Genomic DNA, 6,146 nt, shown 5'->3' on the forward strand with positions numbered 1-6,146 from the left:
GGTCAGGCTCTGGTGGTGATGGACGGTGGCAATTTGCCCATTCGGTTCAAGGAACGCCAAGCCCTTCTGAGCGAGGCGGAGGAAGAGTTGGCCCTGCGGGAGGAAGAACTCATGCGTCAGCAGGGATTAGTGGAGGTAGGGGCGTTGAGCCAACTGGCCCTGAGCCAACTGGAGAGCCGCTACCGGGCACAGCGGAGTCAGGTGGCGGCCAGTCGGCAGAGACTCCAGGAATTGCTGCAGGAGCAAAGGGAACTGACCGTGCAGGCCCCCTTTGACGGCCTGGTGATGGAGCGGTTTGCAGAGCCCAGGAGCTATGTTGCCCCTTCAGCCAGCAGCGCTGGCAACACCAGTGGCGCCAGCAATACACCTCTGCTCACCGTCGGCACTGGCCACCAAGTGGTGGCCGCTCTGCCTGACAATGAGGTTGGTCGTCTCCAATTGAATCAGGAAGCCATGGTGGTGCTGGATGCCTTCCCGAACCAGCCCCTGGATGCGCAGGTGGACATCATCGCTCCCCGATCCCAGGTGAACGACAACGTGATCACCTTTGACGTGACCCTGAAGCTTTTGGCCGACAATCCCCGGCTACGCTATGGGATGAGTGGAGACGTGCAATTCTTCACCGAGGAACTCTCCCCCACCCCTGTGGTACCCACCGTTGCCGTTGTCACGCGCTCTGGGCAATCGGGGGTTTACGTGGTGGGCAGGGATGACCAACCCACCTTTCGCTCCATTGACCTGGGGTATTCCAGCGGCAGCAACATCCAGGTGTTGGATGGGCTGGAATCAGGTGAGCGTGTGTTCATTGACTGGCCCTCTTGGGCCCGCCAGCCCAGGGGAAGAAACTAACTGAAACTGAAGCTGGCGGGTCGGAAGGGGCGTTAGCTGGTGACGCGGATCGTGCGAATGCGACCGCCACGCCGCTGAATGCTCTGCAACTGCCGACTCAGATTGGCAAACTGAACCTGGACCGACTGAGCAGCGCAGCGATTGGTGGCGCTGTTCCCTGACAAGTCATAGTTGACCTCGTAGCGGGTGATGCGGTTGTCGTACTGGTTATTGGTCACCCGAGGTGGGTTGGCCTTGGCGGGCAGTTTGGCCGCAAGCTGACGCACCTGGGCCATGGCTGGCATCCTGTCACTGCTGGCCCGGCCACGGTTCAGGTTCAGGGTGAGGAGGTAGTCCCTGTTGTCCTGGAATTGGCTGCTGTCAACCCGTGGAGAGGGAACATTGTTTTCCCCAAAAGCGCTGCTGTATTCCTCGCTATCAATGTAGGAGAGGATTTCAGCATCGTAGCCGTGGGTGTTGTAGATGAGCACATGCTCAGCAATTTCTTCCTGATTTCGAGGTGAACGTCCCAGGAAGTGCTTGAAGTTCAACTCAATGAACCGATACGGACTGTTGTTGGTGAAGAATAGATTCCTGTAGGTCTCTGAAAGACCAACTGCGATGACGAATTCACGGACTGTGATGCTGCCATTGCGCAACTGGGATTCAGCCTTTTCGCAACGCTCAAAGCTGTTGATGTGAGCATTGCCCAGAACTTGACGGTAGGTTGCGGTGAACACGTCCTGGAGTTCTGTGTCCGAGGGACTCTTAAACAGCTCTGTGTTTAATTCGTCAGCGAGCCAAAGGGGCATGATGATTGGGGGAGTAAGGGGAATGGAAAGGTTGCACCCGGCAGGAGCCATGGTGTAGCGAGAGACGTCAGGAGAGATCAGTTGATCTCCGTAAGACTGACAATCCGGCCACTGTCGCGATGGATAAACGCCAGTTGGCTGGTGATGTTGTCACCCGCCACCACGTAGGTGGTGGTGGCGAGGCGACGACGGCTGCCAGCAAGCTGGCTGCGCACAACAATGCGGAAGCGCTTGCCAGGCGCATCAGCCGAGCCGCTGCTGGCGGTGCTGCGGGTGGCAACGGCCAGGCTGGAGGCTCCAGCAACGGTGTTGACCGTGATGGAATCACGACGCACACTATCGCTGCCGGCATAGCCGGGCACCAGTGCCAGGGTGCGATTGAAGTTGGCCTGACTGCGGCCGTCTCCACTACTCACACCCCGCAGATAGGGCACCACATCGTCTCCAAACACATTGCTATACTCATCGCTGTCCACCAACCAATTAATGGCGGCATCGTAGCCAGCGGTGATCACCCGGTCCAACTGGGCGCCCATTTCAGCTTGGCTTTCTGGGCTGCGACCCAGAATATGCTTGTAGTTCACTTCCACAAATCGATAGGGCGCCATTGTTTCAAAGAAACGGCTACGGTAGAGAGGTGTTTTGCACAGTCCACGAACAAATTCCCGTACATTGAGCCTGCCGCTGAGGAATTGGGATTCTAGCTCTTGGGGCCGCTCTGTGTCCATCAGGTGGGGATTCCCCATCACGTGACGATAAAGCTGCCGCAGCAGGGTGGCTTTATCCATAGGGTCGTCCTTGTCTTGGCGCATGTAGCGAGGCTGAACCCGTTCTCCCACGCCAAAGCTGCCGTAGGGGCTGCTACTGAGGGGAACGGACTGGGGACCCTTGGTGATACGGGCAAAGTTGGAAAGCCTGGCCAGAGGGCGCCCCTGGCTGGGCAGGGGAATGGCGTAATTGGGGTAGCCCAGCAGTTCGGCAACAGTGAGGCTGCTGCGCCCCATAGAAAAGTCGCTGGCGGCGGCGCCGCCACGGAGGCGGAAGGTTTTGTTAAAGGTGTCTTGGGGAAAGCCCACCAAGCTGTTGATGGAGCGCAAATAGGGGACAGTGTCATCCCCAAACACCTCTTGGTACTCGTCGCTATTGACGTAACTACTGATTTCTGCAGCGTAGCCCTGCTCCTGCAGCAGCTTCACGTGGATGCTCACTTCCGCTTCACTGGCCGGGGGGCGGCCCAGGAAATGCTTGTAGTTGAGTTCTACAAAGCGATGAGGGCTGGTAGAGTTCAGAAAGAATCGCTCATAGGTGCTCGACTGCCCTAGGGCCTCCACAAAACCCTTAACCGTCAAGTCACCGTGGCGTAGCTGGGATTCGGCGATGCTGACGCGATCAACCTCGAACAGGCCGACGCCACCAAACACCTGACGATAGGCGATATTGATGACCGCATCCAGATTATCGCCGCTGGGACTCAGGCAAACTGGGTCTTGGTCCAGATCGCGTGCTACACCAAAGGAGTACTTCTGGGTGCGGTAATCAGAAAGGCTGCTGGTGGGTGGGGTCATGGGGGGAGAAATGCTGGGGGGCGATGCCTAAAAGGAAAGGAAGGGAAGGAGAAGTCAACTCACCGGCGTGATACTGGCAATCCTTCCGCGCTCCTGGTGGATGCGCTGGAACTGCTCGGAGAGCTTGGCAAAAGGCACGTAGAAGACCTGGTTGCTCTTGCGATAGCGGGAGATTTTGGCAACACCCGGCGCGCTGTAACCGGTGACTTCCACGCGAAACACCTTGCCCTCGTCTCCTGCGCCAACACCCAGGCGAGACTGGGGTTCGCTGAGTCGACTGGTGGGACGGAAGCTAAACCCTTGACCATTGCCGTTGACACCTGAAGGGGCCACAATCGGCAAGGGTCGATTTAGATAAACTGCGCGACCTAACTTGGAGTCGATGCCTGCCAGATCCCCCTTGAGGTCACTACTACAAGCGCCACGGGTGAGCTGGAACATCCAGGTGAACTCTTGCATACTTTTTCCTGGCTCGGACTTCCAACCATTGAGATAGGGAACTGTATCTTCTCCAAAGCGTTGCTGATATTCTTCCCCATCAATGAAGGAATTAATATCTGCATCGTACCCTTTATTATCCAAACGGTTGGCATGCTCACGCATCTCGGCAAAAGAATCAGGGGATCGGCCCAGCAAGTGTTTAAAAGTCAACTCGATGTAGCGATAGCGGTTACAAGAATCGAAGAAACGACTACGATAGAGATAGCTCTTGGCCAGGGTGCGCACAAACTCGCGCATGCTGATGCGACCCAACTTAAACTGTGATTCAGCGACAGTCTGTCGCTCGCTCTCCATGACATAGGAATTGCCAAGCACCTGTCGATAAGCAGCGGAGAGGAGGGTTTCACGCTCTTCGTTACTGCTGGCCTGGTACTGTTGTTGGGGTGGAGTCGATTCGAAGCGTTCGACGCCAAGAAGAGAGGCTGGACCAAAGGTCATGGAAGGAGAGCCGTGTTGTGAGGGCGGAAGCTTGCCGCTTGAAGGACTATGGTGAAAGTGTAGGGCCGAATTTTGGCACCACGGAAAACATGGCCAAATTGTTACGAAACTTGGGGGGCGCTAGGCTTGCCCCCAAGTTTCGCCTCCTGGTGACTGAAATCAGCCCAGGGAGTTAGCCACGTAGTCGAGAGCAGCGTTGTACTCTGCCAGGGCCTGGGCGCTCATGTCACGGGGAGCGCAGCCGCGGTTGCGCAAGGTGTTGAGTCCATAGACATAGGTGGCGGCGTCGATGCTGAGGGCTGCATAGACCTCCTTGGCGCCGTTGATGGCCAGTTCATCAAGGGGACCAGTGCCACCGGTGACCAGGGCGTAGTTGATCAGGCGCAGGTAGTGAACAAAGTCACGCTTGCACTTGTCCTTGCCCTCGGTGTCGCAGACCCGAGGCTGACGGCCCAGGTTGCCTTGGGGATTGACCTTGTAGACTGCGTCAACCGCTTCCTGGGCTACGGCATCGTAGTTGGCGGCCAGCTTTTCGGCAGCTTCCATGCGGGCAGCGGCACGCTCCAGGGAGCCGCGGACGGACTCCAGGTCGGAAGCGCTAGGGAAACGAGCAGCGTTATCTGCTGCTGCAATCACTGTGGTGATGGTGGATTTCATCGCGAAAGCAGAGAAAGGTTGTGAGCGTCGGAAATGTGGCTGGGGCAGTGCCTTCAGCTAATGGACGTGGAGACGACGTCAAAGTAGCTGGCAGCTTCGGAGGCCAGTGCAGAGCAGTCGCCTTTTGCGGTCGTGCCCAGGTTGATGGTGTTGTTGGTCGCCTGGGGGCCACGGTCACCGTTGGTCCCGTTGATATGGGCCACCGCGCAGGCTTTCATGATGGCCACGGCACGAGCCATGGAGCCTGTGGGGACACCCAGAGCCGCATAGGTCTCCTTCAGGCCATTGAGGCAACGGTCCTGGAGAACGGAGCTGTCACCAGCCAGGAGGGCATAGGCCACGTAACGCAGCACGATCTCCCCATCCCGCAGGCAGGCGGCCATGCGGCGGTTGGAGTAGCAGTTGCCACCGGGGGATGTGAGGCCAGGATTCTCGCAAATCATGCCGGCTACGGAATCCGTGACGATGCAGGAAGCGGATGTGGAGATGGCCTTGACGGCATCCAGGCGCTTGTTGCCTTCTGCAACAAAGGTCTTCAGCGTGGCGATTTGAGTGCCACCAATAAAGGAGCCGCTTGCATCAGCAGCGGTAGCGGCGCGGGAAAAGGCGTCTAGCATGAGAAAGGAACTTCTTTCAAGACGTGGGGGGCGTGCCCGTTGGAAGCAAACAGCGGGGCTGGCTTCAGTGGACATCGCTGAGAAGTATCTATCAGGCTTTCTCCCCGAGGTCGGTTACCTAATCCAAGGTCACATAAAAGTTCACCGAAATAAAATTGTTACCCCTGTACAAGGCAATTGACACGCAAGGGTGTCTCCCCCACGCCACCGGGCCACCAAGGCCATCAACCAGACAGGAAGGCTGACCACGCCTGTGCAACTACCACACAATAGCCACAGGTCCCAAAAGGCCAGCGACCAGAGCAACGGGAACGTTTGCGGTACCCAGCAGGACCATCAGCCAACGGGCCATACGGGAATGCCCCAGCCCTTGCAACCGCCAAATGGCTCCAGCCAGGTGAGTCCAGCCGGAGCGGTAGGCCAGAGGGACAACAACGCCATCGGCGGTGGGAGCTGTTGACGCAGGAGGGCATGCAAAGAGAATGCTGGCTGGTTGCCAGCCCAGTGCCAGTGCAGTTTGGATGCCACAGCAAGAAGAGAGGTCACCGCAGATCCGAAGAAGCCTGGTCCAGGCTTGGGCATGGTGTGCCGATCCACCTGGGCCGAGGCAGAGATGGTGGCAATCACCAGGTCGGCCAAAATCCTGTTGGCTACACCACTGGGGTGAGCGTTATCGGCAAACAGGTAGGTTGCATTGGTGCCTGGCCCATAGGCATAGGGGTAGCCAT

The 6,146-nt window shown here is 57.7% G+C and carries 7 protein-coding genes; 1 reads left to right on the forward strand and 6 read right to left on the reverse strand.

Annotated elements, in window-relative coordinates:
- Window positions 1–849 (forward strand): efflux RND transporter periplasmic adaptor subunit (locus tag FLM9_RS00205; protein WP_074456707.1); only part of this gene is annotated, 849 nt, incomplete at its 5' end.
- Between the two features lie 32 nt (window positions 850–881).
- On the opposite strand, the gene FLM9_RS00210 is transcribed toward FLM9_RS00205, so the two are convergent.
- The 6 genes from FLM9_RS00210 to FLM9_RS08270 form a co-directional block, all read right to left on the reverse strand.
- Window positions 882–1,640: a phycobilisome rod-core linker polypeptide gene (locus FLM9_RS00210; RefSeq protein ID WP_074456708.1), complete on the reverse strand. Its 759-nt coding sequence runs from the start codon at window positions 1,638–1,640 to the stop codon at window positions 882–884.
- A gap of 77 nt (window positions 1,641–1,717) precedes the next feature.
- Entirely contained in the window at window positions 1,718–3,205 is a 1,488-nt protein-coding gene (locus tag FLM9_RS00215) for a phycobilisome rod-core linker polypeptide (protein WP_074456709.1), read from the reverse strand.
- A 54-nt stretch (window positions 3,206–3,259) separates the two neighbouring features.
- Entirely contained in the window at window positions 3,260–4,144 is an 885-nt protein-coding gene (locus tag FLM9_RS00220; protein WP_074456710.1) for a phycobilisome linker polypeptide, read from the reverse strand.
- A 159-nt stretch (window positions 4,145–4,303) separates the two neighbouring features.
- Entirely contained in the window at window positions 4,304–4,801 is a 498-nt protein-coding gene (cpeA, locus tag FLM9_RS00225; RefSeq protein WP_074456711.1) for a C-phycoerythrin subunit alpha, read from the reverse strand.
- Window positions 4,802–4,854: 53 nt separating this feature from the next.
- A complete protein-coding gene (gene cpeB / locus FLM9_RS00230) occupies window positions 4,855–5,418 on the reverse strand; it encodes a phycoerythrin subunit beta (protein ID WP_074456712.1) in 564 nt (187 codons plus the stop codon).
- Between the two features lie 336 nt (window positions 5,419–5,754).
- A partial coding sequence (locus FLM9_RS08270) for a hypothetical protein (protein ID WP_218969699.1) occupies window positions 5,755–6,146 on the reverse strand: 392 nt, incomplete at its 5' end.

The organism is Candidatus Synechococcus spongiarum (assembly GCF_900047545.1).
GTDB classification, from domain to species: domain Bacteria; phylum Cyanobacteriota; class Cyanobacteriia; order PCC-6307; family Cyanobiaceae; genus Synechococcus_B; species Synechococcus_B spongiarum_C.

Coding starts and splice junctions, on each gene's coding strand:
- FLM9_RS00210 (WP_074456708.1), bottom strand. CDS start 1,640: ATGCCCCTTTGGCTCGCTGACGAATTAAACACAGAGCTGTTTAAGAGT.
- FLM9_RS00215 (WP_074456709.1), bottom strand. CDS start 3,205: ATGACCCCACCCACCAGCAGCCTTTCTGATTACCGCACCCAGAAGTAC.
- FLM9_RS00220 (WP_074456710.1), bottom strand. CDS start 4,144: ATGACCTTTGGTCCAGCCTCTCTTCTTGGCGTCGAACGCTTCGAATCG.
- cpeA (WP_074456711.1), bottom strand. CDS start 4,801: ATGAAATCCACCATCACCACAGTGATTGCAGCAGCAGATAACGCTGCT.
- cpeB (WP_074456712.1), bottom strand. CDS start 5,418: ATGCTAGACGCCTTTTCCCGCGCCGCTACCGCTGCTGATGCAAGCGGC.